A 25677-nucleotide genomic window follows, 5' to 3' on the forward strand; every position below is an offset into this window, starting at 1 on the left:
GAGGTTCTGTCCGCGAGCACCGGCGCACCGATCGGGTCCGTTCCGCACGCCGGCCGGGCGGACGTCGACGCTGCGGTGGCCGCCGCCCGCCGGGCATTCGACGATCCCACGGGCTGGCGCACCTGGGAACCGGCAGCGCGGGCCGACGCTCTCGGCCGTCTGGCCGCCGAGATGACCGCACGCGCCGAGCAGACCGCGGCCCGGGTCTCCGAGCAGAACGGCATGCCGATCTCCACCGCCGGACAACTCGAAGGCGGCTTCCCCATCGCCGCCGTGAGCTACTACGCGGCGCTGCTGCGCGAGTCGATCGCCGAAGAGACCAACCCGCACATGCTCGGCGGCACGTCGACCACCCGTAAGGAAGCGATCGGAGTCGTCGCCGCGATCGCACCGTGGAACTTCCCGCAATGCCTCGCCGCGTTCAAGTACGCCCCGGCGCTGGCCGCGGGCTGCACCGTGGTCCTCAAACCGTCCCCGGAGACCGTGCTCGACTCCGAGTTGCTCGCGCAGTCCGCCGAAGCCGCCGGACTGCCCGCCGGAGTTCTCAACATCGTGCCCGGCGGCCGCGATACCGGTGCCTACCTGGTGCAGCATCCCGATGTGAACAAGGTGGCGTTCACCGGTTCCACCGGCGCCGGTCGGGCGATCGCCGAGGTCTGCGGTCGCCTATTGCGCCCGGTGACCCTTGAATTGGGCGGTAAGTCCGCCGCCATCATCCTCGACGACGCCGACCTCGACCTCACCGTCATCGGCGAAAAGCTCTTCGGCGCGACCATGCTCAACAACGGTCAGACATGCTTCCTCGGAACCCGGATCCTGGCTCCACGCAGTCGCTACGACGAGGTTGTCGGTGCGTTCGAGGCCCTGGTCAGCACCCTGGTTGTCGGCGATGCACTCGATCCGACCACCACTCTCGGACCGATGGTCAGTGCGCAACACCGCGACCGCGTCGAGGGCTACATCGCGGCCGGCAAGGAACAGGGTGCCCGGCTGGTCACCGGCGGCGGCCGCCCTTCCGGTTTGGACGACGGCTGGTACGTCGAGCCCACGGTGTTCGCGGACGTCGACAACAGCTTCACGATCGCCCGTGAAGAGATCTTCGGCCCGGTCTTGTCGATCATCCCGTTCGACGGCGACACCGACGCGATCGACATCGCCAACGATTCGCCTTACGGTCTCGGGGGTTCGGTGTGGACCACCGACGAGGATCGGGGCATGGACGTCGCCCGGCAGATCCACACCGGAACAATCGGGGTCAACACCTACCTGATCGACATGTTCGCACCGTTCGGCGGCGTGAAGGACAGTGGTCTGGGCCGCGAACTCGGCCCGAACGCGATCGCCGCCTACCAGAACATCAAGACCATTTTCCGCTGACCACCCGGCCAGTGCCTGGTCGGGCGGGGAGGCCCGGCCAGGCACTACCCTATTGCTCCCCAACGATTTTCAGGCGTAATCCCAGAACTGGAGCCAGCGGACGTTCGCGAACAGGGTGAGCGTCGCTGCGTAGATCAGCACCACCACGATCGCGCCCACGACCGACACCTTGCGCGACGATCCGCGATAGGGGTCCAGCCAGAACGAGAACGCCGCGGTTGCCAGAGGCATCAGGAGATACGTCAACAGCGACACCGACAGGATCTGACTGAGCCACATCGACAACCACGGTTCGGCACCCCACCGGTCGAGATACGGTCCGACAAAACGGGACAAGACCATCACCGTCGGGTAGAGCACCAGCAGCACCATCATCCCGACCTTCCAGTCGGGCGTCGACGCGGGTCGTCCACCGGTGACCCGCACGATCGAACCGAACGAGTTGGTCTCGAATGGCGACGAGAACTCCTGTTCCAGATTCGATCGGAGTTCGCCAAGGGCCGCAGCACGTTCCGACGAGTCCCGCCACTGGGCCAGCAGGGCATCGGTGCGGAACTTGGCCACGGCCGTCCACTCTTCGATCCCGTCGTCGGCCAGACGTGGACCGGTCAGGATCGAGTACTCGAATCCGGCGGCCGCCGCACTCAGATCCATCAATCTCCGTTGGGCCGCTGCAAATCCGGGCCGGTTGACCGGATCCACCTCGTGCACGAAGATGCCCACACCGGTGGGCGGTCCGTCACCGTCTACGACAACCAGATCACTGAATTCCCGGCGGATCCCCTGCCCGGCCCCGACGTCCTTCAGTTGCGACCAGGCCGACGAATCCAGCCAATGCTGCAGCAGCGACTCGTCGGAGAACGTCAGCGAGAGCGCCGGTTGCAGATCGAGGGCGACCGAGAGATGCCGAAACCCGGGCGTATCGCCGGCGACCGCCTGCACCTGCCCGGCCCATTCCTCGAAGACCCCATCGGAAACCGGGTGAAAGGCAACAAAAATGGTTGCCTCGCTCGGCATTTCGCTCATCGAATCGATCAGTCCTCGTCGATCTTGCGACCCTTGACGTACACCGAAGCGATGGCCGGCTCACGGAGCTGCATCAGCAGCGCGAACAGCAACTGATCCCGCGCCATCTCGGCGTCGTCGGCGCGGGCACCGTGGGCGACGGAGTTGTACAGCGCGGGCCACCGCTCGGGATCGATCACCACGAAGTCGGCTTCCTTACCGACATCGAAGTTGCCGAACCGGTCTTCCATGTCGAGGGCTCGGGCACCGGCAAGTGTTGACACGAACAACATCTCCGCGGGATGCATCGACACACCGGCATCGCCGGCCTCGGAGATGTGCACCTTGAAGGCGTCGTTGGCAACTCGGGAGATCAGCGATTCGTCGCCGCCGCCGTGGTCGGTGCCGAGTGAGATGTTGACGCCCGACGCGACCGTCCGCAACCACGGCATGGTGCCCGAGCCCAGGAACAGTTGCGACACCGGACAATGCGAGATCGACGTTCCGGTCTCGGCCATGCGGGCCAGTTCGCCGTCCTGACAATGCACGGCATGGGCCAAGATGGTGCGCGGGCCCAGAAGCGATTCACCACCGACCTTCGAGCCCGGCAAGAACTTTCCGTCGTAGGTGTCGAGGTAGGTGTCGACCTCGTAGGCAGCCTTGGTCGCGTCGATCTCACCGGTGCCGGGACGGTTGTTCTCGTTGAGGTGTGTGTGGACGTACACACCCTTCGATCGCACGTCGGTGTACAACTCACCGAGTGCTGCCAACGTCTTCGGTGTCACCGACAGCGAGAACCGGGGCACGAGCGCGACATGCAGGAGTGCGGTGGCGACATCGCCGGTGTCCGCAGCGTGCCACTTGTCGATCTCCGCGGCCGTCAACTCGATGGCCTTGTCCTCACCCGTCAACAGCGGAGCCGCAGAATCGGGTCCACGGGTTTGAATCCCGCGACCGCTGACGATCCGCAGTCCACGACGCCGGGTCTCTTCGAACAATGCATCCTGTGCCTGCGGGAACGCCGACCCGAAGACCATCGCGGCGGTGGTACCGGTCCGGACACGGCGGCGGGTGAACTCTGCCGCGGCCAGCTGCCCGAACTCCTGATCACCGAGTTTCGATTCGCTGGGAAATATGCAGCGCTCGAGCCATTCGAGCAACTGCCCTCCGCCGTACGAATCACCGGCAAATGTCTGCGGGAAATGAACATGGGTGTCGACAAAACCGGGAAGTATGAACCCGGGCCGATAGTCGACCACCGAAGAATGTTCGTGTTCTGCTGGGAGCGAGGAGAATTCGCCACACCAGGCGATTCTGCCGTCATCGGAGACCACCAGCGCGCCGTCTTCGATGAAGACGAGTGCGTCGTGGGCGGAGTCGACTTTCGGCGACCCGGAGATATGGAAGATCTGACCGCGGTAGAGGTGCTTCACTGATTCACTAAAACACTCCTGCGCCAATCGCGCTCGACAGTCACCGGATGAATGTCGAGAAACCACATCGAAGCCGGGTCGGTGAGCTCACACCGGTGCAGTGCAGCAACGTAACTCCGGAACGGACCCGGAGCGCGAGTCGATCAGCGCCGACTTCTGCACGGCCGATGCATCACGATGGCCGACGCACAGGTGCATTCCTTTGCCGAATGCCATGTGGGTGGGCCGCGTGCCGGCGTCGAGAATGATGGTGTCGGGACTCTCGAATCGATCAGGGTCGCGGTTGGCTGCTCCCACTGCGCCATGCCAGAGGAGGCCGGACTGAAACCTGCTATCGTCGCATCTGTTGGAACACATCCGTCAATTTGTGTCATTCCAGGGGGAGCGTCATGACAGCATTCGACAGCGCGGTCCGCGAGGCCGTGCCGCAGCCGATCGATGGACGGGACGCCACGACCGCGCCGCCACTCGGCCCCGCCTCACTGGTCTGGAAGTTCTACGGCGACAACCGCAGCGCATTCTGCTTCCAGCGCACGGCCGGCACCGAGAACTGCATCGAACAGCTCGCCAAGGGTGTCGAAGACCACTCGGTCATCTTTTCCGACTTCGCCGGGCGCGCGAAGCGCACTGTGCCGCCGATCATGAACACGGTCTACAGCGCCAGCCCGCATGAGTGGGGTCGCCGGGTCCGCGACTTCCACAGGCCCATCAAGGGAACGATCGACAGTGACGGATCGCGTTATCACGCACTCAATCCCGAGCTCTTCTATTGGGCGCACGCAACATTCATCGACCAGGTCATCTACACGGCCGATACCTTTATCCGCCAACTGACCGAGGCCGAGAAGGCGCAGATCTTCGAAGAAGGCAAGGCGTGGTACCGCCTCTACGGTGTCAGCTCGCGCAACGAGCCGGAGACCTACGCGGAGTTCTGCGAATACTGGGACTCGATGCTCGACCGCTTCGTGCCGACGAAGACGATCGTCTACGCCACCGGATATCTCCGCAAAGGTGTGCCCCGCCCGAAGTCGGTGCCGGCCCCGGTCTGGGCTGTGCTCTCACGACCGGTGAACGGCATCGTCCGGACCATCGTCATCGGAACCGTGCCCCAGCAGATGCGCGATGTCTGCGAGTTGGAGTGGAACCCGAAGATGCAGAAGCGCTTCGACCGCTTCACCGCCGCGTTGCGTGCCGTCAATCCGATCATCAACCGGCTCCCGGTCCGCTGGCTGTACGTCAAATACGCTGCCGCGGGCTGGGAACGCGAGGGTGTCGATCCGCGGCCCATCCACAACGGCCGCTGAGGCACGGAGAAACTCGTCTCAACCTCGATGAGGCGTCAGGCCGTCAGGCCCATCGAGGTCGCCAGGGTCGGCCATGCCTTACGCAGGTCCTCTTCCCAGTAGCCCCATGAATGACTTCCGGGCTGATCGAGGTCGGTCACCGCGGGAATCCCGAGTTCGCTCAGGCGGTCGGCGATCTGCCGGGTGCAGACGCCCGTTGCGGCCTCGATGCCGCCACCGAGGATGATCTGGTCCGCGAGGCTGTCGACCTGGCCGTTCAGCCGGACGTTGTCCTCGTTGTCGTACTTGCCGGGCAGCCCGGTGCGACTCGACAGATAGATCGCCTTCCCGCGGAGTTTGCCGGCGTTGATGTACATGTCGTGCTCGGCCCACAGCGGGTTCTCCGGCTCGCCCCACATATTCGTCAGATCGCCCTTGCCGCGGGTTTCCACCACCAGTTTCATGTACTGGCGGCCGAGCTCGTCAGTGGTCCGGGCGCAGCCGCTGAACGACGCCACCCCCTGGTACAGATCCGGGTTGAGTGCGGTCAGGAACAGCGAGGCCGAGGCACTCATCGACATCCCCATGATGGAGTTGATGCCATTGGTGCCGAGCTCGGCGTCGATCACCGGCGGCAATTCCTCGGCCAGGAACGTCTCCCACTTGTTGCGGCCGAGCTCTGGGTCATCTTCGATCCAGTCGGCGTAGTAGCTGAAGGTGCCACCTCGCGGGGAGACCACGTTGACGTCTTTGTCGGCGAAGAAATCGACGATGTCGGTGGCCTCGAACCAACCCGACTTCTCGACCACACCCTGTCCGGCACCGTTGAGCGCGTAGAGGGTCGGGGCCGGCACACTGCGATCCGCGGGAACGAGTACGTCGAGCGCCTCGATGGAGTCCATCGCGGGCGAATAGACGTTCACCACCCAATGTTGGTCGGTGAGGATCTCGACGCTGGTGACGTGGGCCTTCGAGCCTTCGCCCTCGGGATCGGCGATGGCGGCACTTGTTCCGAACGTTGCAGCGGTGAGAGCGACCAGCGACGTGAGGGCACAGGCCCGCAGTGTGGTGGAGATACGCATCGAGGTGGTTCAGCCTTTCGAGATGTTCGGCGCATCCACGTGCACCGGAACTCCACCCCCTGAGCACAGAATGTATCGGACGCCTGCCGACTTCGCCCGATCGGCGGCCGAGATACCGACTGGCCCACCTTTGTTCATCCTCTGTCAATGACCACCACCACGAGCGTCGCGCGGTGTCAGCATCCACACCGCTGCCGCGCTGACTGCCAGCAGAAGCGCGCCGGCCACACCGAATGCGGTGAACGAGTCGGTGAATGCGGACCGCGCCGCGTCCGCAAGAGGCTTACCCGCCGAACCGGCCGAACCGATTCGCTCGGCAATCGGTGGTGCGAGCAAGGATCCGGCCAGTCCGAAGACGGCGGCAGGCAGCAGCGCAATACCCGCCCGCAGAGGCGAATAGCCCTGCACCAATTGCAGCCACTGCGCGCCGAGCAGGAGCATCGCGGCGAGTCCCACACTCGTGACGAGAGCCGTGACGGTGCCCGCGGTGAACGTTCGTCCGCCGAAGAGGCGCACCTCCAGCAGTGGGTCCTCCCGACGCAGGCATCGCCAGACGAACCAGCCGAGAACGATTGCCGCACAGAGCAGAATCACCACGGGGGTGAGACCGAAGCCGTGTTTGCCGAACTCCTTGATCGAGTACATCAGCGCCGCCATGCCGGCGATCGAGGCGACCGCACCGGGCACATCCAGGCGGGGCGGCCTGGACGAACGACTCTCGGGCAACAGCAACAGGGCCGCGACGATGGCTGCCGCCATGACCGGAATGTTCACGAGAAACGCCGAGTGCCAACTGAATGCCTCGAGCAGCGCGCCACCCACGATCGGTCCGAGCGCCGCCCCGACTGCAGCCATCGCGCCCCATACGCCCAGAGCGGTGGCCCGTTCCCGCGGGTCGGGGAACAGGTGACGGATCAGGGACAGCGTCGACGGCATGATCATCGCGCCCCCAACACCGAGGAGAACCCTCACTGCGATGACCTCGCCCGGACTGTCCGCGAAAAGAATTGCGGCCGAGGCAATTCCGAACACCAGAAATCCGGCCACCAGCATCATTCGCCGTCCCCAACGGTCGCCGAGTGAACTGGTGGTGACAAGCAGACCCGCCACCACCAGGGCATAGACGTCGACGATCCACAGGAGTTCGGTCGAGGTCGGCCGCAGATCCGATGCCATCGACGGCAAGGCGACGTTGAGGATGGTCATGTCCATGACAACCATCAGTAGGCTGCCGGCCAGCACCGCCAACCCCGCCCACCGGCGCGGATCCGATTCGACTCCGACGCTGCCGGCCCGGTCGGTGATGGTCACTGCTCACGATGACGTACTCCCTCGAGAAATGTGGTGATGACCAGATCGTCGAGACCGCGGACCGGTACATCGCCCACCCGGAGCGCCTCACGAGGTGCCACGAGCACCCCGTAGGCACAGTACGAGAGCCAACGGGGGGAGACGTCGCGTCGCAAGAGTCCGACCTCCTGGGCTCGCGCAAAAAGGCGGCCTCGCGGTCGACCAGTTCGTCGCTGCGCGGAGAGATGCCCGGGTCCTGCACGACAATGTTGTCGGTGAGAAGGAACCCGAACTCGCTGACCTCGACCGTGTATTTGCGGAGCAGCTCGATCATCGAGGCCTCGATGACCGTTCGGGCATGCACCCGATCGTGGTCGAGATCGTCGATGTCGAGGATCCCGGCGTCCCTCTGCGCCTGAGCCCACCTGTCGAGGCCACGGTCGGCGAGTTCCCGGAGCAGCTTCACTCTCGTGTCGAAGTGCCGATGCAGCGTGGCCCGGGAGATACCCATCGCATCCGCCAGATCAGCCATCGATGATGCGAGGTCCTCGTTCAACTGCAGCAGTGCGGCGCGCAGGACATCGTCGCGACTCTTCATGAGACATCTCCGTTCCATTTGAGACATCAGTGCCTCACATAAGACACGGCACTTCCACAACGCCCTTTCGCCCGGACCTTGCGCCCTGGCGGCGTAACGTCCGGAGGCGACGAAGATCTGCATCACCGATAGAGGGGTTCGGAACAGCCATGAAGATTGCGACGACGGTCGGCCACCAAAATGTCTCCCTGCTCGGCATCGGTGCCTACCGCCCCCGACGCGTTGTCACGAACGACGAGGTGTGCAAAGTGCTCGACTCCACCGACGAGTGGATCTTCGAACGCAGCGGCATCCGGAGCCGGCACTGGATCAGCGGAGACGAGACCGCCCGATCGATGGCTGTCGCCGCCGCCGACAGGGCGATCAAGAACAGCGGTGTCGACCGCAAAGAAATCGGTGCGCTGATCCTGGCGACCGGCAGCTGGAAGACCAAGATCCCCCACGGTGGGCCCGTGGTGGCCCTCGACCTCGGGATCAACGGGATCCCGGCCTTCGACGTCGCGTCGGGATGTGGCGGTTTCGGCTACGCGCTCGGCCTGGCGACCGACATGATCCGGTCCGGATCGGCGCAGCACATTCTGGTCATCGGCGTCGAGACGATGTCGGTGGTGATGGAGCCCACCGACCGCAACACCGCATTCATCTTCGGCGACGGCGCGGGCGCCGTGGTTGTCGGGCCGAGTGAGGAGAACGGCATCTCCCCGACCGTCTGGGGCAGTGACGGCGAGAACAGCGACGCCATTTCCCAAAACTACGACATCCCCGAATACATGGACCGCGCCGAAGAGTTCCAGTCGAAGGACCCCGAGACCGACCCGATCGGACGGATGGTTGTCGAGATGCAGGGCAGCCGCGTTTTCCGTTGGGCCGCAATCACTCTGCCGAAGGCCCTGGGCGCGGTCCTCGAACAGTCCGGGGTGGCGAAAGAAGACATCGAGGTTTTCATCCCACATCAGGCGAACGCGCGGATCAACACTCTCATGAAGGCCAATCTCGGTCTACCCGAAGATGTTCCGGTCGCCAACGACATCGAGACCACCGGCAACACCTCCGCGGCGTCGATCCCCCTGGCGATCGAAGAGATGTTGGTGTCCGGTAAGGCAAAAGGCGGCCAGACGGCCCTGCTCCTGGGTTTCGGCGCCGGCCTGAGCTACGCCGGCCAGGTCGTGACCCTGCCCCCAGCACCCACCTACTGACCGAAAATGGTGGCTTCTGGTGAGTAAAAGCCCAGGTCGGGCTCACCAAAAGCCACCATTTTGGGTGGCTATCGCCGCTTACGCGAACGCGACCGGTCGGCAGGAGGCGCCGATTTTGCGGCGGCCGCTTCGGTGCGGACCTCGATCGCGGTGGCGCGCTCGGCTTCGAGCCAGTCGGGCATCTCAGATAACAGTGCGTTGATCTGCTCGGTGGTCAGCGCCTCGGTGATCTCGTGGCGCACCAGGGCGCCCTTCGAGATGCCGAGTTTCATCGCCACCAGGTTCTTCGGGTGGGGTCCATTGATGCGCAGTTCACGCAGCCATTGCGGCGGGTCCGCCTGCAGCGCTTCGAGTTCGGCACGGGTGATGACGCCCTCCTGGAACTCGGCGGGCGTCGCCGGCAGGTACACGTCCAACTTCTTGGCGGCGGTGGCCGGCTTCATCGACTGCGAACTCATACGTCGAGACTATCGGGCGGTAGCCTTTGGGCGTGACCACGCCTGACAATGCCTCCTCGTTTCAGCTGGCGTTTGTGCCCGGCGTGACACCAGGAAAGTGGGTTCGGACCTGGAACGAACGCCTTCCGAAGGTGCGACTCGACCTCGTCCCGATTGACGTCGCTGCATGCGCCGATGCCATCCGCGACGGACGGGTTCAGATGGCGATCACCCGGCTGCCAGATGCCCTGGACCACCGCGACCCGGGGCCGCACCACACCATTGAGCTCTACGAAGAGACAACCGTCGCAGTCGTGCCGAAAGACCACGTCTTCACCGCGGTCGATGAGATAGGCGTTGCCGACCTCGCGGACGAACAACTCTTGTGGCCGCTCGACGAACCGCTGGTGGTCCGGCAACGGCTGGGAAGGGCAGTGGATCATCGGCCGGAAACCACCAGCGACGCAATCGAACTCGTCGCGGCAGGTACCGGAGTGTTGCTGGTCCCGCAGTCGCTGGCCCGACTGCATCACCGTAAGGACCTTGTCTATCGCCCGGTGACCGACGCACCGACCGGGTCCGTGGGCATACTGTGGCCGGCCCCGACGTCTGAGCTCGCCGACGAGTTCATCGGCATCGTGCGCGGACGTAAGGCGACGTCATCGCGGGGTCAGTCCGAACCTGCCCCGAAACGCTCGGCAAAAGAAAAATCTGCCGCCAAACGCGCTTCCCGAGAAGCCGCCGGAAAGATCCCGGGCAAGGGTGCGCGCAAGCCGAAACGGTGACTACTTCGCCAACACCAACGCCGTGGCCTTCGGCTGCCAGTCATTCGTCAGCAGGGCACCGAAGTTGTCTTCACGGTTGTCCGGCGACGTTCCCCAGTCCCGCACCGAGTAGATGAACGCCGGACCGCAGTAGCCCGACTGCGCGGCCGCACCGAGGACATCGACGATCTGGTTCGCCTGCTCCTGCTGACTCACCATGTCGCCGGCACCGAAACCGAACCCACCGATTCCCGAGGAGCCAGCCGGAGGGTTTGCGGTCCCAGGGTTGGTCGGAGCACCCATTTCGGTCAGCCAAATCTTTTTCACCGCATCACCATTGGCCACCATCACCGATCGGATCTGCTGAGTCTCGGTCCAGCCGTTGGGAGTTGAGTTGATGCCCTTCGGGAAGACATACGGGTGCATTGCCGCCGCGTCGAAATAGCCTTTGGCCCCGGCCGCATACATCCTGGTGACAAAATCGACGGCGCCCGCCGCCGGGCTCAGTCCCGCCGCAACCACCGTCGACGACGGCTGTGCCTCCTTGATCGCCGTGTACGCGCCCCTGAGCAATGCGGTGTACTCGGCGGGATTGGCCAACGCACCCCAGAAGATCGGGAGATTCGGCTCATTCCAGATCTCGTGGTGCGTCACATCGGGATAGCGGTTGATGAAAGCCTTCATGAACGCTCCCAGAGTCGCCGGGTCCGACGGTGGAGCGTAGGTCGCACCGAACGCACCACCTCGTCGCGCCCAGGTGGGCGTGGTCAAGACAATGGACAGAACCTTGAGGTTGTGGGCTCGCGCAGCCCCGATCACGCGGTCCGGAATCGTCCAGTCATACGTGCCCTTGGTGCTTTCGATCGACGACCAGTCGACCATCACCCGCAACCACTCCCCCTTCGTCTGGGACACGGCGTCGAGTTCCCGGTTCAAATCCGCACCATTCAAGAAGAGCTGTGCGGCCCCTTGGGAGAATCCGTATCCGTCGGCCGGCGCGACAACGTCGGCCCGAGCCTTCGCCGGTCCCACCAGAATCGAAGCCAGGAATATCGCCACGGACGCGACGACCACCGTCGCGCGCACCACATTTCTTTTCGCTCGCACAGGAGCACCCCCGAAGTCGACGACTTTACGGGCAGTCTAACCGGCCGGGCCCTTCTGCGAACCGCAAAGTTCCAGCCCCACAAAAATGCCGACCTGGCGTAACCCGGTGGGGCATTCCCCCGGATGACCACACGGCTCAAGCGTCGTATTCGACGACCAGCGGTGCGTGATCAGAGAGCCGAAGGTCCGGCGTGGATTCCTTGTCGACCGATACCCGACGTGCGCATCGGGCCAGGCCCGGGGTGGCCAGCTGATGGTCTACGCGCCAGCCGACATCCTTGACGAACGACGCCCCCGCCCAACTCCACCAGGTGAGCGGGCCCGGACGGTCGCCGTGCAGCGTGCGCACGACATCGACCAACCGACGCGGTCCGGTTATCTCACCGAACCAGGCTCGCTCTTCGGGCAGGAAGCCTTCCATCTTGCGGGCGGCGCGCCAGTTGGTGACGTCGTGCTCGGTGTGCGCGACGTTGAGATCGCCGACCAGCAGGAATTCCCGGCCTGCCTGCCGCGCGACGAGTCGGTTTCGCTGGAGCTCGCGGGCGAACCCGGCCAGGAACCGTTGTTTACGAGCATATTTGAGGCCACCGTCGGGCTGCTCACGCATCGATCCGGAACCCTGGAGCTCGGCAGGCAGTCCACCCTTGGGAAGGTAGAGGTTGCCGACCGTCACCGGACGATCGGCCAGATCGACCTCGATGTAGCGGCCCTCTGCAGCGAACGCCGACAGCCCCCGGGCCTTCGGCGGGTGCGTCACCCAGGTCCGCACCGCGGCCGGTTCGCGTCGGGTCAGAATCGCGACACCGTTCCGACCCGGGATCGAACCGACATCGATCGACGCGATGTGGTCACCGAAGTCGCCGACGTCGTCGATGCCGCACCGAAGTTCCTGCAGCCCCACCACATCCGGGCCGCGTCCTGCCAGCCAATCGCCGAAGCCGCGTCGGCGGGCCGCTCGGATGCCATTGACGTTGAACGACACGACAGTGAAACCACCGGTGGGTGTCACCTCGCCTCCTCGATCCCTCAATGAAAAACGCCCCACCTGAATAAACAGGTGGAGCGTATTGGCGGAAGCGGAGGGATTTGAACCCCCGGTGGTTTTACCCACGCTCGCTTTCAAGGCGAGTGCATTCGGCCGCTCTGCCACGCTTCCTTCGGCACAGAGCCTACTTCACCCGGGCCTGAGGGTTCTCACGCAGCCACGTATCGACCTTTCCGAAGGTCGTCGCCATGGCGTCGCGCTCGTGATCGTCGAGGTGATCGAGCAGGTAGGTACGCACCGCGACAACGTGGCCCTTGGCGGCCTCGTGGAGTTTGATCCGGCCGCTCTCGGTGATCCGACAGACACGATTGCGCTGGTCTTTGTCGTGGTTCTTGGCCATCCGCTGCACCCAGCCGGCTTCGGCCATCCGGTCCACGCGCCTGGAGATGGTGCTCTTGGTGCTGAGCGCGCCGTCGGCGAGGTCACTCATCCGAATGCTGTCGGTCTCCGACAGCAACACCAGGATGCGGTAGTCGGCAAACGTAAGGCCCACGGCTTCCACGAGGGAGTCGTTGATCGCGTCGAACAGGCGTTGGGACCCGTTCATGAACGCTCGCCAAGCCAATTGCTCAGAATCATCGAGCCAAGGCACAGCATTGTCCTCTGTCATTTCCCCCCCCGGGTCCTCGGCTTTTGGCTCAACCAATGCCAGGAATAAGCGTTTACAAAGAACGACCTTACCTCGATGAATTCGCGACTTTGTCACACCTGACTATTGGTCAGCCGCCTCGCCGGGTAAAGGTAAAGGATGAGCTCAATGCGCGCAGTCAGCTTGTCCGAGTTCGGCCCGGCCGAGAACCTCACCGTGGCCGACGTCGACAAACCACGCCCTGGTCCGGGAGAAGTGCTGATCAAGGTCGCTGCTGCCGGCGTCAACCGGGCAGATCTGCTGCAGCGGCAGGGCAACTACCCGCCGCCGCCCGGCGCCAGCGAGATCATCGGCATGGAGGTCTCCGGGACCGTCGACGAACTCGGTGCCGACGTGGCGGGCTGGACGACCGGCACCGAGGTGTGCGCGCTGATCGCGGGCGGTGGCTACGCCGAGTACGTCGCCGTTGCGGCCGGACATCTGCTGCCGATACCCGCCGGGGTGGACCTGATCGACGCCGCGGCCCTACCCGAGGTCGCCTGCACCGTGCTCTCCAACCTCAAGCGGACCGCCCACCTGGCTCCCGGCGAACTCGTCCTGTTGCACGGCGGCGGAAGTGGCATCGGCACCCACGGTATCCAGTGGGCCAAGGCCCTCGGCGCAACCGTTGCGGTGACGGCGGGTTCGGACACCAAGCTCGAACTGTGCCGCGATCTCGGCGCCGACATCACCATCAACTACAACACCGACGACTTCGTGGAGGTTGTCAAAGACCACGGTGGCGCCGACGTCATCCTGGATATCGTCGGCGCAAAGTACTTGGGCCGCAACGTCTCTGCCCTGGCCGATGACGGGCGGCTGGTGATCATCGGCATGCAGGGCGGCATCAAGGCCGAACTGAACATCGCCGCACTGTTGGGCAAGCGTGGCACGGTCCACGCCACCGCGCTGCGCGGCCGGGAACAGTCGGACAAGGCCGCCATCGTTGCCGACACCATCGCGACCACGTGGCCGCTGATCGCCGACGGAAGAATCAAACCCGTTGTCGGAGCGACCTTCCCATTGGCAGAGGCCGGCGCGGCACATACGCTCCTCGAGTCGGGCCAGGTGTCGGGCAAGATCCTGCTCACACTCTGATCGCTGCCAAACTCGTCCCGCGCAGGGGTGTCCGAGGGAACTATTCCCTCGGACACCCCTGTCGGGGACGAGGATGGCGGGACTCAGCCCAGAGAGCCGAGAGTGCGTACCAGCTGGTCGATTTCGTAGGGCGTTGTGTAGGGCCCGAGGCCGATGGTCACCGCGCCACCCACGTCGTTCACGCCGATACCGGTGAGCACCCGACTGTTCACGTCGGCGAGCGCGCAGATCCCGTTGTCGGCCAGCCGCCGAACCACTTTGTCCGCGGTCACACCGGACACAGTGAAGCTGACTGCCGGTATCCGGGCCCCGGCCGAACCGATCAGGTTCACCAGGTTGAGCTGGCCCAGCGAGCGCAGCAGATAGTGCAGCAATCGCTGCGAGTACTCGCCGAGCGCGGTCATCGACGTCACCAGCCGCTCACGTCTGGTCCCGGTGGCCGCCTCGTCGAGCCCTGCCAGATGCTCGATCGATGCCACCAGTCCGGCCAGCAATGCGTGCTGATGTCCGTCGACCTCCAGCCGGGCCGGGCCCTGCGCATCCGGGTCGAGTGACATCGACCGCACCCGCGACAGCAAGTCGGGGTCGCGGAACACGAGGGCGGCAGTGGCCGGTCCACCCCAGCGGTCCGCGGAAACCACCAGGACATCAGCGCCCAGCTGCTCGATGTCGAGCGAGACGTACGCCGCGGCGCTCGTCGCGTCGACCACAACCAGCCCGTCGATCGCATGGACGGTGGCGGCCGCGGTGGCCACGTCGACCAACGAGCCGATCGTCGACGACGCCAGTGGCATCGCCACCACGCTCGTGGATCGGCCGACCAGGCCCTCGTACTGCCACACCGGCAGTTCGCCGTTCTCGATGTCGACTTCGGCCCACCGAACCTTGGCACCGAACCGATCGGCGGCACGCAGCCAAGGGAGCACATTGGCCTCGTCGTCGAGCCGGCTGACCACCACTTCCGATCCCAGCCACACGCGGGTGTTGAGACTTTCGGCGAGCACGTTGAGCAGGTGTCCGCGGGACGGTCCGAGCACCACTCCACGCGGGTCACCGCCGACCAGATCCGCGACGGCCTGCCGCGCGGCGTCGATGATCCCGGCCGACTTCAGCGCCGCCGGATAGATACCACCCGGCTGCGAGACCAGCGAACGAAAACCCTTGGAGACAGTTGTCGCGACGGAATCCGGGATCTGCATTCCGGCCTGCGGATCGAGGTGGATCCAACCATCACCGAGCGACGGGAAGAGCCCCCGAACGCGGGCGACGTCATAAGCCATGGCAGTCACCATAGACGGTCCGGGCCGTACCGCAATGCACTTGCCCAGGGCTGCTTCGTGCATCTGTCGCCCACTTCTGGACAATGGACGGATGACCGATGAGAATTTTGCCCACGGTTCGACTCCGAATGACGACAACCACTTCGTTGTGGTGCCCACCGACGGTTCGAACACCGACGGCGGCGACCATCAGGGTGTGGCGGATCTTGTCGAGCAACCCGCCAAGGTCATGCGTATCGGAACGATGATCAAGCAACTCCTGGAGGAAGTCCGGGCAGCACCGCTCGACGACGCCAGCCGCGCCCGCCTCAAGGAGATCCACCGGTCGTCGATCGTCGAACTCGAAGACGGTTTGGCGCCGGAACTCCGCGACGAACTCGAACGTCTGGCGCTGCCGTTCACCGACGACGCCATCCCGTCCGATGCCGAACTGCGGATCGCCCAGGCCCAGCTCGTCGGTTGGCTCGAAGGTCTGTTTCACGGAATCCAGACCGCTCTGTTCGCGCAGCAGATGGCCGCGCGAGCTCAGCTCGAACAGATGCGCCAGGGTCAACTCCCCCCTCCGGAGGCCTTCGGGGGCGCTGGTGGTGCACATCACGGCGTGGGCGGGACCGGGCAATATCTCTAGCTCCGGGCCCACGGGCGCGTCGGCCGGAAGTCCCGTGGCGGTAGGCTCGGCTCTCGTGTCAACACCTGCCGATGAAGTACCATTGCGGCCCCCACCAGCGGAGTCCGATTCGCGGACGTTCCGTCGGGGCTTCGGCGACCTCTCGTCCGGCTTCAAGCACTCCGAACTCTGGCTGCTCCTCGGCTGGCAGGACATCAAGCAGCGCTACCGCCGGTCGTTGCTCGGGCCGCTGTGGATCACCATCGCCACCGCGGTCACAGCCGTGGCCATGGGCCTGCTCTACTCGCAGTTGTTCGGCAACGAGATCAGCTCGTTTCTGCCTTACGTCATGCTCGGCTTCATCTTCTGGAACTTCATCCAGGGATCGATCCTCGAGGGCGCTGAGCTCTTCACCACCAACGAGGGTCTGATCAAGCAGATCCCCGCCCCGCTCAGCGTGCATGTCTACCGGCTGGCGTGGCGTCAGCTGATCATTTTCCTCCACAACATCCCGCTCTATCTGGTCCTGTTGATCATCTTCCCGCAGCCGGTGACCTGGACCGTCATCCTGGTGTTTCCCGGCATCGCATTGCTGGTGATCAACGCGATCTGGGTGGCGATCGTGTTCGGCATCCTGTCCACGCGCTTCCGTGACATCGGGCAGCTGCTGACCACCGCCGTCCAGCTCGTGTTCTTCATGACCCCGATCATCTGGAGTGCGGTCGACCTCGAGAAGAACGTGGGCGCCGACTCCAGCCGGGTCAAACTGGTGCAGCTCAACCCGATGTACCACTACCTGGAAATCACCCGCGGTCCGCTGCTGGGTGAATCGGTGGCGCTCTACCACTGGCTGATCGTCATCGCATGCACCGCCGCCGGATGGGCGCTGGCGTTGCTGATTCTGCGTAATTACCGTGCCCGCGTGTCGTATTGGGTGTGAGGTCATGAGTCAAGTCCGAGTCGATACCTGGGATGCCTGCGTCGATTTCCCGATCTTCGATGCGAAGACCAGGTCGCTGAAGAAGTCCGTCCTCGGCCGCGCCGGCGGCGTGATCGGATCCAACGAATCCAACGTGATCGTGGTCGAGGCGCTCAAGAACATCAATCTGCATCTGTCCCACGGCGACCGCATCGGTCTGGTCGGCCACAACGGGGCCGGCAAGTCGACGCTGTTGCGGCTGCTGTCCGGCATCTATGAGCCCACCCGCGGGTCCTGCGCGATCAAGGGCCGGGTGGCTCCGGTCTTCGACCTCGGTGTGGGCATGGATCCCGAGATCTCCGGCTACGAGAACATCGTCATCCGGGGCATGTTCCTGGGGATGAGTCGCCGCGAGATGCTCAAGAAGATGGACGACATCGCGGAGTTCACCGAACTCGGCGACTACCTGTCGATGCCGCTGCGCACCTACTCCACCGGCATGCGGGTACGTGTCGCGCTCGGCGTCGTGACGTCGATCGACCCCGAGATCCTGATCCTCGACGAAGGTATCGGCGCCGTCGATGCCGAGTTCATGAAGAAGGCACGGGTCCGGTTGCAGGAGTTGGTGAAACGCTCCGGCATCCTGGTGTTCGCCAGCCATTCCAACGAGTTCCTGGCGCAACTCTGCGACCGCGCGCTGTGGATCGATCACGGCTCGATCCGGATGGACGGCGGCATCGAAGAGGTCGTCGGTGCCTACGAGGGCCCCGACACCGCCCGCCACGTGCGTGAGGTCCTTGCCGAGGTCGAAAACGATGCCTGACGCCAAGGTCATCGCCGTAGTGGTGACCCACCGTCGCCTACAACTCCTCGAACAATCGCTGGCCGTCCTGTCGAATCAGAACCGGCCCATCGATCATCTGGTGGTCGTCGACAACGACAACGACACCGCTGTCGCCGAACTCGTTGCCGCGCAATCGGTTCCCGTCACATACATCGGTTCGGCACACAACCTCGGCGGTGCCGGCGGATTCGCGCTGGGTATGCTGCAGGCGCTGTCGCTGGGCGCCGACTGGATCTGGTGCGCCGACGACGACGGCCGGCCCGAAGGCCCTGAGGTGCTGGAGAAGCTGCTCACGTGCGCGGCCACCCACCAACTCGACGAGGTCTCACCGGTTGTCTGCAACATCGACAACCCCGAAACCCTCGCATTCCCGCTGCGCCGCGGCCTGGTGTGGCGTCGCAAACGGTCCGAACTCTTCGCCGACGGCGAGACCTCGGACCTGCTCCCCGGCATCGCCTCCCTGATGAACGGCGCACTGTTCTCGGCTGCGGCGGTCGACGCCGTGGGTGTACCCGACCTGCGGCTGTTCGTCCGCGGCGACGAGGTCGAGATGCACCGCCGCCTGGTGCGGTCCGGCCTGAACTTCGGGACCTGCCTGACCACCGCGTACCTCCACCCCGACGGCAGCGGCGAGTTCCGCCCGATCCTCGGTGGTCGCATGCACACGCAATACCCCGACAACGAGACCAAGCGGTTCTTCACCTACCGCAACCGGGGTTACCTGATGAGCCAGCCTGGAATGCGCCGGCTACTGCCCCAGGAGTACGCCCGCTTCGGCTGGTATTTCCTTGTGCAGCAACGCGATATCGCTGGTTTCAAGAATTGGCTGCGGTTGCAGTCGCTCGGCAGACGCGAGCGTTTCGGCAAACCCTGACGCGAGATGCCGCGCACTCAATACCGTCCGATGGGCCGGCCGGTACCGGTGGTGATCAGCTGCGGCAGGCTCTGGGTGATGTAGAAAGTCCAGCCGCGAGAGCAGGCCTCGAAGCACTCGGACTCCTCGGTCAGACTTTCGTGGGTGAAGTCGAGCGTGGTACCGCCCGGGGTGGCCTTGATGTCGACGACGACGTTGTTCTCGCCTCTCGTTTCGGTGGGTTGCACCCCACCGACGAAGCCGACTGCCCCGGATCGACATCGCCGGGGGAACTTTTCTTCAGCTCGCCGCGACCTACAGCCCCTGGAGGCGTTCGCCGAGGTAGCGGCGTTCGGCGTGGTCATTCCCAGACGGGGAGCACTTCGACACATCCCCGGTGCGCGTACGGGTGGCCCGCCGCGATCTCGATCGCCTCGTCCAGATCAGCGCATTCGATGATGTCGACACCGCCGACAAAGTCCTTCGTCTCCGCGAACGGACCATCGGAGATGAGTTTTTCACCGTCGCGAACCCGGACTGTGGTGGCATCGGCAACGGGACGGAGTCGGGCACCACCGAACCGGACCGCTCGCCGCGCCACCTCCGCATCCCACTTCTGGTACTCGGGATCCGCCTTGATCTCCTCGTTCGAGGGCGCATCCTTCTCGTCGTCGCAGATCAGAAGCACATACTTCCTGGGCCACATACCGCACCGGCCGGGACGCAACAAGGGTTCCCCGGCGGTCCCAGCTTGGGCACGACCAATCGTCACCGCAAAACTAGAACTCGTTCTAGTATGTGTGCACGACGATTCTAGGAGGATCATGCGGTTCACGTTCGCCGAGGCAATGACCGATCCGAGCTACTACCTGCCGCTGGCCAAAGCGGCAGAGGAGGCGGGATACGAGGGGTTCACGATTCCCGACTCCATCGCCTATCCCGAGGAGTCGGACTCGACGTATCCCTACACCGAGGACGGAAACCGCGAGTTCCTCGACGGCAAGGCGTTCATCGAGACCTTCGTGATCGCGGCGGCGATGGGTGCTGTCACCGAGAAGATCCGGTTCAACCCGTTTGTCCTCAAACTGCCCGTGCGGCCGCCGGCGCTGGTGGCGAAACAGGCCATGTCGGTTGCGGTGCTGACCAACAACAGATTCGCGCTGGGTGTCGGCACCAGCCCGTGGGCCGAGGACTACGACATCATGGGTGTCGATCCGAAACGCAAGGGCCGGCGGATGAACGAATGCATGGACATCATCCGTGGGCTGAGCACCGGTGAGTACTTCGAGTTCCACGGGGAGTTCTACGACATCCCCAAGATCAAGATGAATCCCGCTCCCACTGAACCCATTCCGCTCCTCGTAGGTGGTCACGCCGACCTCGCCCTCAAGCGTGCGGTGATCCGCGGCGATGGCTGGATGCACGGGGGCGGCCAACCCGAGGAACTCGACGCGCTGCTCGACAAGATCCAGGACATCCGCAAGGCGGAGGGAAAGATCAACGACCCCTTCGAAATTCATGTCATCTCCATGGATGCGTACACCCCGGATGGCTGCAAACGTCTGGAGGACAAGGGCATCACAGACGTGATCGTCGGATTCCGCATTCCTTACATCACCGGGAACGACACCGAACCGCTGCAGAAGAAGATCGACAATCTCAACTGGTTCGCCGACTCGGTGATCAGCAAGGTCAACGGCTGATCACCGGCACCGCCACTAACTCACCAGACCGGCGCGGAACGCGACGAGCGCCGCCTCGACACGGTTGCGGGCACCGAGCTTGGTGAAGACCGCGGACACATGGGTTTTGACGGTTGTCTCGCTCAGGAATAGGTCGGCGGCGATGGCTGCGTTGGGAGCACCCGTGGCCACCGCCCGCAGGATATCGCGTTCGCGGCCGCTCAACTTGTCGATCTCGGACGGCGCGGTTGCCACCTGTGGCCGTCCGTCCACGATGCGGCGCAACGACTCCTGACTGAACAACGTGTTGCCGGCGGCCACCGCACGCACCGACTGCTGGAACGTCTGCGGCGGCTCGTCCTTGCTCAGGAAACTGTGTGCTCCGGCCGAGACCGCCTGCACCACAAGGTCATCCACATCCATCGCTGTCATGGCGATGACCCGCGGCGGGTTGGGAAACGTCATCAGCACCCGCGTGGCATCGAGACCGCCGACCCGCTTCATCTTCAGATCCATCAGCACCACGTGCGGCCGGAACTGCTGGACTGCGACGGGGACTTGATCACCGTCCTCGACGTCGGCGACCACAACGATGTCCGTGGTGGCGGCAAAGATGTCCGAGACACCGCGCCGGACAAAGGGATCGTCGTCAGCGATGAGCACGGTGATGGGGCTTGGTGCGGTCATGGTCCGCTCAGGGTATAACCCCGCACCGACAGCGATTGTCATGGCACTAGTGCCCCGAGTCACTAGGAATACCAGGGCAACCAGCAATCGGTGACGAACTCACCGCCGACCGCGCCCGCATGGAACGTCCCACCGACATCTCGGACCTGCTCGGCCAGTCCGATCAGCCCGGACCGGGACCCACCCGGTACCGACGGTGGTCGATGGCTGAGCTGATTGCAGATGTTGATGCGGATCCCGTGCTCGCCCGCACCCACGATCGAGATCCGGATGACCTGATCACCGGCGTACTTCTGCGCGTTGGTGAGGGATTCCTGAACCACCCGGTAGGTGACGTGGCCGGAGACGGTACCGACGTCGCCGGGCGACAGGTCGGTGTAGAGCGTGGCGTGCAGCCCCGCGACCCGGGCCCCCTGCACCAACTCCGCAACACCATCGATCCCCTGATGGCCACCGTGGTGCGGGGCCGACCCCCGCAGGACACCGACGATGTTCTTCAAGTCGTCGAGGGCATCGTGTGCGGTCGCGCGGATCAGCGACGCGTTGTTGACGATCTTTTCCGGATTGTCGTTGCCGCCCACCTGAACTGCCCCGGCCATCAGCGAGATCCGGCTCAGGCTCGCGGCGAGGGTGTCGTGCATGTCGCGTGCGATGCGGGTTCGTTCCTCGGCCCGGATCATCTCGTCCCGCATCACGTCGGTCTGTTTGGTCGCCCGGTCGCGGCTCACCCGGGCCTGCGCCAGTTCCACCTGGGTGTGCCGCAACAGCGCAACGGTCACGACGATCCCCACCAACAGCGCGGCGGCCACCCACGGAATCCATAGTGGTACATCCCAATCGGGGCTCGGGGCACCCTCCTCGGGCTGTGGGGAACCGATGGTGAGGACCGAGCGATCCCGGGTGCGCATGGTGTCGTACACCAGCGAGATACTCCCGGCCAGGTACACGGCCAGAGCGGCCAGGGCAAGCCGGATCCCGCGCTCGGTCTGGGCCACGGCGTACAACGCGATCAGCGCCGCGGTGGCGTCGGTGGAGAAGAACATCGGACCCACCACCGCGACGGCAAGCACCGGCAACGGAAAACGATGACGCCAGACGAGCGCAGCGGCCGCCACCAGGTTCAGCAGCAGCCCGATGGTGGAGTTCCACACCGGAACACTGCCGGACTCCTGGGTGAGCGCAACGGCCAGAATCGAACCGAACACGCTCAGGCTCACAGCGCCGGTGGTCCACAGCCGGCGCCGGATCTTGTCGCCGGGGTTAGTTGTCACGGTAAGGAGGCTACGGCGCACCTCTGACGATCCACGATCAGCCGAACGGTCCGCGTTCGGCGGATTCATGTCCGAACGGATGAGTGGTGCCGTCCCTTCGTAGGAGGTGCGTGGGCATCCGGTTGCGGTGTGCTGTTTCTCGCCCCGCCAACCACTCACTCAGGAGGATCAGCCGTGACCAATCCCGGACAGCCAGGCGACAACAGTCCCTACAACCAGCCCTACAACCCCGCGCAGGGTCCGTACCAACAGGCACCCAAGAAGAAGCGTAAGCTCTGGCCGTGGGTGGCCATCGGGGTGCCGATCCTGCTGATCGGGGCCTGCACCGCGGTCATCGCCGGCAGCGTCGGCGGCGACGAGGAGACCAGTGTCACCAAGGCGTCGGGCACCGCGGCCGAGCAGTCGAGCGCCGCCGACGACTCCGGACCCGATTTCCCGGGAAAGCTGGACAGTGACACCGCGGCCGCCGGAGGCGACACGATCACCCGCGACGACCTCGCCTACACGGTGATGCCACTGGCGGCGACCAGTTCCGATTTCGGCGACCACCTGTGCAGCAATGTCACGATCAAGAACGTCGGCTCGAAGCAGAACGACTTCAACGGGTACATCGACTGGAGTCTGCAGGATGCCAGCGGCACGATCCGGAGTGCCACCTTCGCGCCGGAGAAGCAGCTGCTGAACTCGGGCGAGATCGCGCCGGGCGGACAGACGACCGGCGACGTCTGCTTCGAGGCCGGCGCCGGGCCCGGAACCTACGTGGTGTTGTTCGAAGACACCTTCTCGCTGTCCTCGGACCGTCTGGCCTGGGTCAACACGCTGTAGCGGGACCGGTTCGTGGTCAGCGGATCTTGAAGATGACCATCCGCTGCACCACGAAGTTGATGACGGTGGCTGTGCCCTGGGCGATGACGTAGGCGACCATGCTCCACACCACGGTGTCGTCCCAGGTCCGCGACAACACGGTGTAGATGCCCACCTGGACGACGAAGGTCACCAGGTAGAGCAGTGCGACCGCCACGAAGCGGGCCATGCTCGGGTCGGCTTTGAAGGTCCATCGGCGGTTGATGAGGTAGGCCATCGTGGTGCCGCACACGAAGCCGATCGACTTGGCGGCCCATTCCGGGAAACCAAGTACGTGCTGGAAGAGGAGGGTCAATCCGAGGTCGAGTACACCCGACGCCGCGCCGGTGATGACAAACCGGACGATCTGGGTTTTCAGATCGCCGCCGGCGGGCGTCGGGATATCCAACGCCGCGTCCAGCTCGGTTGTCCGTTGCCCCTCGGCCTGCTCTTCTGCCACCCCGACACCCTAGCGGCAACCCGGTCACGACGGCCGAAGGCCCAGGTCACCAGCGGCCCGACGACTCAGTGGCTGCCGGGACTGCCGGGTCCGGAGAGCTTTTCCAGCTCCTCCAACGCGGTGTCGAGGTGGGTGAGGATCCGCTGCAGGCTGGGGACCTCGGCGCGTGCGCCGGTGACCCCGAAGTTCACCATGTCGCTGGTGGTGGTCACGGTGATGTTCAGGGCCTGACCGTCCATCGCGATCGAGGCCGGGAACACGCCGTCGAGCTTGGCTCCGTTCCAGTACAGATCATGCTGCGGCCCTGCGACATTCGAGATGATGAGGTTGAACGGCGGCGGGGTCATCCGGACGAAACCGGGCACGGTCGAGAAAGCGAGCGGCGCCGCGATGACCGCGCCGTAACCCATCGCCTGCAAGGGGCTGAGTTCCCGGATCACCTGCTTGCTCGCCCTCGTGGAATCGACCACGGCGGCAAGACGACGTTCGGGGTCGGGTTGGTCGGTGGCGAGGTTTGCCAGAATCGCGGTGATCGCGTTGCCCTCGGCCGAGTCGTCGTCCTTGGCATGCAACGACACCGGCATCATCGCGATCAGCGGTTCGTCGGGCAGGGCGTTCTGGTCGATCAGATACGAGCGCAGCGCACCCGAACACATCGCCATCACCACGTCATTCAGCGTGATGTCCAGGCCCGAGGCCACCGCGTGCAGGCGTTCGGCAGCCCATTGTTCTGCGGCGAATCGGCGAGCACCACCGATCGGGACGTTGAACATGGTCCTCGGCGCCTGCATCGGGACCATCAGATTGTGGTCGCGCACGGCCCGGAGCCCGACGCGTGCGGACGCCGGCAGGAATCCCACCAGTTCACCGGCCACCTTGAATCCTTCGGAGAGAAGGCTCCGGGACTCCCCCTCATCCGGGGCCGGAGTGGACCGCGGAACAAACAACTGGGGATCCCAGGGCGCGTACGCCGCGCGGGCGTCCGGGTCGGGAGACAGGGTCTTCTCGAGCAGTTTGAGCGCCGATACACCGTCCACCAAGGAGTGATGGATCTTGGTGTACATCGCCACGCGCCCGTCGGTGAGCCCCTCGATGAGATGCAATTCCCACATCGGCCGATGCCGATCGAGGAGCGCGCCGTGGTTCGCGGATACATAGCGCAGCAGTTCACGCACCCGACCCGGACTGGGCAGCACGGTTCGGCGGACGTGATATTCGAGGTCGACTTCTTTGTCGTACGTCCAGCGGACGGTGCCCATCACGGCCACAGGCGACGCCGGCCGCTTCCGGAAAAGCCGGTGGACTTCGGATTGTGCCTGGAACTTCTCGAACATCTGCTCGGCGAGATCGTCGTCGCCCGGCGCCGGTTCGAAGAGTTGCAGGCCCCCGACGTGCATCGGATGCTCCCGCGATTCGGCGATGAGGAACATCGATTCGGTGATCGGCATGTACGGCATGTGCAACTCCCCCGGTGTCACTGGTGTGACTCAGGCTACAAGCTTGTAGCGCTCCGGGCGGTCTCACCGGCAATCATGGACGGCCGTACCATCAACCAGCGCGCGCCAGCACCTGTTCGCGGCAGTCTTCGATCTCATCCATGACGGCCTCGACAACAGCCGCCGCGTCGTCGAGCATGCCGACCTCGCGCCACTGACGTGCCCACGGCGACTCCGGCGCCTTCACCCGGGACAGCGCCCGCAATGACAGACTCGAAAGGTCAGGCGTGACCTGAAAGTGATTCTCGGACAGGCTCTTCGGCCCGCACCCGGAGGCGAGGAGCCGCCCGTCGGAGAGTTCGGCGGCAACCACGGTGGCCGCGGCAAGCGCGGCGGACCCGGCGTCGGCGGTACCGGCGGCGGCCTGCAACGCGGCGCGCACCACCGTGATC

The 25677-nt window shown here is 64.7% G+C and carries 29 protein-coding genes, 1 tRNA gene and 1 pseudogene; 12 read left to right on the forward strand and 19 right to left on the reverse strand.

Annotated elements, in window-relative coordinates; all coding sequences use genetic code 11:
• Positions 1-1377: aldehyde dehydrogenase (locus VIQ49_RS18960; protein WP_331887408.1), on the forward strand; the 1377-nt coding region annotated here is incomplete at its 5' end.
• A 69-nt stretch (positions 1378-1446) separates the two neighbouring features.
• Here the strand turns inward: VIQ49_RS18960 and VIQ49_RS18965 are convergent.
• The 3 genes from VIQ49_RS18965 to VIQ49_RS18975 form a co-directional block, all read right to left on the reverse strand.
• Positions 1447-2403 carry an antibiotic biosynthesis monooxygenase gene (locus VIQ49_RS18965; protein WP_331887410.1) on the reverse strand — a complete coding sequence of 319 codons (957 nt, stop codon included), beginning with the start codon at positions 2401-2403 and terminating at the stop codon, positions 1447-1449.
• Between the two features lie 8 nt (positions 2404-2411).
• Complete coding sequence (locus VIQ49_RS18970; RefSeq protein ID WP_331887412.1) at positions 2412-3815, reverse strand: guanine deaminase; 1404 nt, start codon at positions 3813-3815, stop codon at positions 2412-2414.
• A gap of 87 nt (positions 3816-3902) precedes the next feature.
• Positions 3903-4112, reverse strand: coding sequence for a hypothetical protein (locus VIQ49_RS18975; protein WP_331887414.1), 210 nt, complete (start codon positions 4110-4112; stop codon positions 3903-3905).
• Positions 4113-4204: 92 nt separating this feature from the next.
• Between VIQ49_RS18975 and VIQ49_RS18980 the strand changes: the two genes are divergently transcribed.
• Positions 4205-5119 (forward strand): oxygenase MpaB family protein, encoded by a 915-nt coding sequence (locus VIQ49_RS18980; RefSeq protein WP_331887416.1) that lies wholly within the window; start codon positions 4205-4207, stop codon positions 5117-5119.
• Between the two features lie 35 nt (positions 5120-5154).
• Here the strand turns inward: VIQ49_RS18980 and VIQ49_RS18985 are convergent, their stop codons facing one another.
• The gene (locus VIQ49_RS18985; protein ID WP_331887418.1) at positions 5155-6180 is read right to left on the reverse strand and encodes an alpha/beta hydrolase family protein; all 1026 of its coding nucleotides are present in this window, start codon (positions 6178-6180) and stop codon (positions 5155-5157) included.
• A 144-nt stretch (positions 6181-6324) separates the two neighbouring features.
• Complete coding sequence (locus VIQ49_RS18990; RefSeq protein WP_331887420.1) at positions 6325-7491, reverse strand: MFS transporter; 1167 nt, start codon at positions 7489-7491, stop codon at positions 6325-6327.
• Positions 7492-7828: 337 nt separating this feature from the next.
• On the opposite strand from VIQ49_RS18990, the gene VIQ49_RS18995 reads away from it, so the two are divergent.
• Positions 7829-8008, forward strand: coding sequence for a hypothetical protein (locus tag VIQ49_RS18995; RefSeq protein WP_331887422.1), 180 nt, complete (start codon positions 7829-7831; stop codon positions 8006-8008).
• Here VIQ49_RS18995 and VIQ49_RS28990 read toward each other — a convergent pair.
• Positions 7961-8191 (reverse strand): annotated as a pseudogene (locus tag VIQ49_RS28990) (hypothetical protein); the annotation flags it as partial. The gene VIQ49_RS18995 and the pseudogene VIQ49_RS28990 overlap by 48 nt on opposite strands.
• 26 nt (positions 8192-8217) lie before the next feature.
• On the opposite strand from VIQ49_RS28990, the gene VIQ49_RS19000 reads away from it, so the two are divergent.
• Positions 8218-9264 (forward strand): beta-ketoacyl-ACP synthase III, encoded by a 1047-nt coding sequence (locus tag VIQ49_RS19000; protein ID WP_331887424.1) that lies wholly within the window; start codon positions 8218-8220, stop codon positions 9262-9264.
• A gap of 68 nt (positions 9265-9332) precedes the next feature.
• On the opposite strand, the gene VIQ49_RS19005 is transcribed toward VIQ49_RS19000, so the two are convergent.
• Positions 9333-9707 carry a DUF5997 family protein gene (locus VIQ49_RS19005; protein ID WP_331887462.1) on the reverse strand — a complete coding sequence of 125 codons (375 nt, stop codon included), beginning with the start codon at positions 9705-9707 and terminating at the stop codon, positions 9333-9335.
• Positions 9708-9748: 41 nt separating this feature from the next.
• Between VIQ49_RS19005 and VIQ49_RS19010 the strand changes: the two genes are divergently transcribed.
• On the forward strand, positions 9749-10486 hold the full coding sequence (locus VIQ49_RS19010; protein WP_331887426.1) for a LysR family substrate-binding domain-containing protein: 738 nt from the start codon (positions 9749-9751) through the stop codon (positions 10484-10486).
• On the opposite strand, the gene VIQ49_RS19015 is transcribed toward VIQ49_RS19010, so the two are convergent.
• The 4 genes from VIQ49_RS19015 to VIQ49_RS19030 form a co-directional block, all read right to left on the reverse strand.
• Positions 10487-11524: a hypothetical protein gene (locus tag VIQ49_RS19015; protein WP_414731666.1), complete on the reverse strand. Its 1038-nt coding sequence runs from the start codon at positions 11522-11524 to the stop codon at positions 10487-10489.
• A gap of 184 nt (positions 11525-11708) precedes the next feature.
• Positions 11709-12581, reverse strand: coding sequence for an exodeoxyribonuclease III (locus VIQ49_RS19020; RefSeq protein WP_331887430.1), 873 nt, complete (start codon positions 12579-12581; stop codon positions 11709-11711).
• Positions 12582-12640: 59 nt separating this feature from the next.
• Positions 12641-12728, reverse strand: a tRNA-Ser gene (locus VIQ49_RS19025).
• Positions 12729-12741: 13 nt separating this feature from the next.
• Positions 12742-13227, reverse strand: a complete 486-nt coding sequence (locus VIQ49_RS19030) for a MarR family winged helix-turn-helix transcriptional regulator (protein ID WP_331887432.1) — start codon at positions 13225-13227, stop codon at positions 12742-12744.
• A gap of 147 nt (positions 13228-13374) precedes the next feature.
• Here VIQ49_RS19030 and VIQ49_RS19035 point away from each other — a divergent pair, with 147 nt between their 5' ends.
• Positions 13375-14343, forward strand: coding sequence for an NAD(P)H-quinone oxidoreductase (locus VIQ49_RS19035; protein ID WP_331887434.1), 969 nt, complete (start codon positions 13375-13377; stop codon positions 14341-14343).
• Positions 14344-14426: 83 nt separating this feature from the next.
• On the opposite strand, the gene VIQ49_RS19040 is transcribed toward VIQ49_RS19035, so the two are convergent.
• Entirely contained in the window at positions 14427-15623 is a 1197-nt protein-coding gene (locus tag VIQ49_RS19040) for a cysteine desulfurase-like protein (protein ID WP_331887436.1), read from the reverse strand.
• A gap of 91 nt (positions 15624-15714) precedes the next feature.
• On the opposite strand from VIQ49_RS19040, the gene VIQ49_RS19045 reads away from it, so the two are divergent.
• Genes VIQ49_RS19045 through VIQ49_RS19060 form a run of 4 tightly spaced genes read left to right on the forward strand, consistent with a single transcriptional unit; the run spans position 15715 to position 18867 of the window.
• Positions 15715-16251, forward strand: coding sequence for a bacterial proteasome activator family protein (locus tag VIQ49_RS19045; RefSeq protein ID WP_331887438.1), 537 nt, complete (start codon positions 15715-15717; stop codon positions 16249-16251).
• 55 nt (positions 16252-16306) lie between these two features.
• Complete coding sequence (locus tag VIQ49_RS19050; protein WP_331887440.1) at positions 16307-17170, forward strand: ABC transporter permease; 864 nt, start codon at positions 16307-16309, stop codon at positions 17168-17170.
• Positions 17171-17174: 4 nt separating this feature from the next.
• Positions 17175-17972 carry an ABC transporter ATP-binding protein gene (locus tag VIQ49_RS19055; RefSeq protein WP_331887442.1) on the forward strand — a complete coding sequence of 266 codons (798 nt, stop codon included), beginning with the start codon at positions 17175-17177 and terminating at the stop codon, positions 17970-17972.
• Positions 17965-18867, forward strand: coding sequence for a glycosyltransferase family 2 protein (locus tag VIQ49_RS19060; protein WP_331887444.1), 903 nt, complete (start codon positions 17965-17967; stop codon positions 18865-18867). Before VIQ49_RS19055 ends, VIQ49_RS19060 begins: the two co-directional genes overlap by 8 nt.
• Positions 18868-18884: 17 nt before the next feature.
• On the opposite strand, the gene VIQ49_RS19065 is transcribed toward VIQ49_RS19060, so the two are convergent.
• The gene (locus tag VIQ49_RS19065; protein ID WP_331887446.1) at positions 18885-19094 is read right to left on the reverse strand and encodes a hypothetical protein; all 210 of its coding nucleotides are present in this window, start codon (positions 19092-19094) and stop codon (positions 18885-18887) included.
• Positions 19095-19207: 113 nt separating this feature from the next.
• Positions 19208-19534, reverse strand: a complete 327-nt coding sequence (locus tag VIQ49_RS19070; protein WP_331887448.1) for a YciI family protein — start codon at positions 19532-19534, stop codon at positions 19208-19210.
• Between the two features lie 136 nt (positions 19535-19670).
• Between VIQ49_RS19070 and VIQ49_RS19075 the strand changes: the two genes are divergently transcribed.
• Positions 19671-20549 (forward strand): LLM class flavin-dependent oxidoreductase, encoded by an 879-nt coding sequence (locus tag VIQ49_RS19075; RefSeq protein WP_331887450.1) that lies wholly within the window; start codon positions 19671-19673, stop codon positions 20547-20549.
• 15 nt (positions 20550-20564) lie between these two features.
• Here the strand turns inward: VIQ49_RS19075 and VIQ49_RS19080 are convergent, their stop codons facing one another.
• Complete coding sequence (locus VIQ49_RS19080) at positions 20565-21215, reverse strand: response regulator transcription factor (protein WP_331887452.1); 651 nt, start codon at positions 21213-21215, stop codon at positions 20565-20567.
• 62 nt (positions 21216-21277) lie between these two features.
• Positions 21278-22486: a sensor histidine kinase gene (locus VIQ49_RS19085; protein WP_331887454.1), complete on the reverse strand. Its 1209-nt coding sequence runs from the start codon at positions 22484-22486 to the stop codon at positions 21278-21280.
• A 174-nt stretch (positions 22487-22660) separates the two neighbouring features.
• Here VIQ49_RS19085 and VIQ49_RS19090 point away from each other — a divergent pair, with 174 nt between their 5' ends.
• Positions 22661-23311, forward strand: a complete 651-nt coding sequence (locus VIQ49_RS19090; RefSeq protein WP_331887456.1) for a DUF4352 domain-containing protein — start codon at positions 22661-22663, stop codon at positions 23309-23311.
• Between the two features lie 16 nt (positions 23312-23327).
• Here the strand turns inward: VIQ49_RS19090 and VIQ49_RS19095 are convergent, their stop codons facing one another.
• The 3 genes from VIQ49_RS19095 to VIQ49_RS19105 all read right to left on the reverse strand — a co-directional run.
• Positions 23328-23750, reverse strand: a complete 423-nt coding sequence (locus VIQ49_RS19095; RefSeq protein ID WP_331887464.1) for a GtrA family protein — start codon at positions 23748-23750, stop codon at positions 23328-23330.
• Positions 23751-23854: 104 nt separating this feature from the next.
• Entirely contained in the window at positions 23855-25246 is a 1392-nt protein-coding gene (locus VIQ49_RS19100) for a wax ester/triacylglycerol synthase family O-acyltransferase (protein ID WP_331887458.1), read from the reverse strand.
• Between the two features lie 91 nt (positions 25247-25337).
• On the reverse strand, positions 25338-25677 hold a 340-nt coding region (locus VIQ49_RS19105; RefSeq protein ID WP_331887460.1), incomplete at its 5' end, for a DUF4259 domain-containing protein.

It is taken from the genome of Williamsia sp., assembly GCF_036566845.1.
Lineage (GTDB): Bacteria > Actinomycetota > Actinomycetes > Mycobacteriales > Mycobacteriaceae > Williamsia.

Coding starts and splice junctions, on each gene's coding strand:
- VIQ49_RS19045 (WP_331887438.1), top strand. CDS start 15,715: ATGACCGATGAGAATTTTGCCCACGGTTCGACTCCGAATGACGACAAC.
- VIQ49_RS19075 (WP_331887450.1), top strand. CDS start 19,671: ATGCGGTTCACGTTCGCCGAGGCAATGACCGATCCGAGCTACTACCTG.
- VIQ49_RS19080 (WP_331887452.1), bottom strand. CDS start 21,215: ATGACCGCACCAAGCCCCATCACCGTGCTCATCGCTGACGACGATCCC.
- VIQ49_RS18965 (WP_331887410.1), bottom strand. CDS start 2,403: ATGAGCGAAATGCCGAGCGAGGCAACCATTTTTGTTGCCTTTCACCCG.
- VIQ49_RS19035 (WP_331887434.1), top strand. CDS start 13,375: ATGCGCGCAGTCAGCTTGTCCGAGTTCGGCCCGGCCGAGAACCTCACC.
- VIQ49_RS18995 (WP_331887422.1), top strand. CDS start 7,829: ATGCACCCGATCGTGGTCGAGATCGTCGATGTCGAGGATCCCGGCGTC.
- VIQ49_RS19005 (WP_331887462.1), bottom strand. CDS start 9,707: ATGAAGCCGGCCACCGCCGCCAAGAAGTTGGACGTGTACCTGCCGGCG.
- VIQ49_RS19030 (WP_331887432.1), bottom strand. CDS start 13,227: ATGACAGAGGACAATGCTGTGCCTTGGCTCGATGATTCTGAGCAATTG.
- VIQ49_RS18980 (WP_331887416.1), top strand. CDS start 4,205: ATGACAGCATTCGACAGCGCGGTCCGCGAGGCCGTGCCGCAGCCGATC.
- VIQ49_RS19100 (WP_331887458.1), bottom strand. CDS start 25,246: ATGCCGTACATGCCGATCACCGAATCGATGTTCCTCATCGCCGAATCG.
- VIQ49_RS19060 (WP_331887444.1), top strand. CDS start 17,965: ATGCCTGACGCCAAGGTCATCGCCGTAGTGGTGACCCACCGTCGCCTA.
- VIQ49_RS19040 (WP_331887436.1), bottom strand. CDS start 15,623: ATGGCTTATGACGTCGCCCGCGTTCGGGGGCTCTTCCCGTCGCTCGGT.
- VIQ49_RS18985 (WP_331887418.1), bottom strand. CDS start 6,180: ATGCGTATCTCCACCACACTGCGGGCCTGTGCCCTCACGTCGCTGGTC.
- VIQ49_RS19055 (WP_331887442.1), top strand. CDS start 17,175: ATGAGTCAAGTCCGAGTCGATACCTGGGATGCCTGCGTCGATTTCCCG.
- VIQ49_RS19000 (WP_331887424.1), top strand. CDS start 8,218: ATGAAGATTGCGACGACGGTCGGCCACCAAAATGTCTCCCTGCTCGGC.